The organism is Butyricicoccus sp. AF35-5AC (genome assembly GCF_003477715.1).
Classification (GTDB): Bacteria; Bacillota; Clostridia; order Oscillospirales; family Butyricicoccaceae; genus Agathobaculum; species Agathobaculum butyriciproducens.
Genome location: NZ_QUDX01000042.1, coordinates 1 through 390 on the forward strand (window position 1 = coordinate 1; position 390 = coordinate 390).

The window sequence follows — 390 nt, forward strand, 5'->3', positions numbered from 1 at the left end:
GACCGCTATGGCGGCGATTGCAGCGTCGAGTACAGCTTTGAGCGCTATTGCTGCCAGCACAACGGCTTTAGATGCACTTTATGCGAAGAAAAAGCGCATGAGTGGTGCCAGCGCAAGCCTGTCCGGCAAGTTTATTATTCTTCAGATTAGCAACGATAATGCTTTCGATATGTCTCAGTACGGATATGCCACCCTGTCCGATGGCAGCAAGCCGAAGTGGGATAGCTATAAGGGTAAATATGCTTACTTTAAGCAGTACAAAAAGATTGCTACCTACATGAAGAATGATACTGATAGAGATGATTGGATCGACTATTTTCAGTGCTGAGCAAGGACGCATTAACATTCTAAGGCGTACCACTTGACCGTTTGCAGGTGTTTTTACCCACT

General features: G+C 45.9%; 1 protein-coding gene. It reads left to right on the forward strand.

Translation table 11 applies throughout. The annotated features are described in order from the left end of the window. A partial coding sequence (locus tag DWZ82_RS15305; protein ID WP_158575315.1) for a hypothetical protein occupies window positions 1-328 on the forward strand: 328 nt, incomplete at its 5' end. Window positions 329-390: the final 62 nt, after the last annotated feature.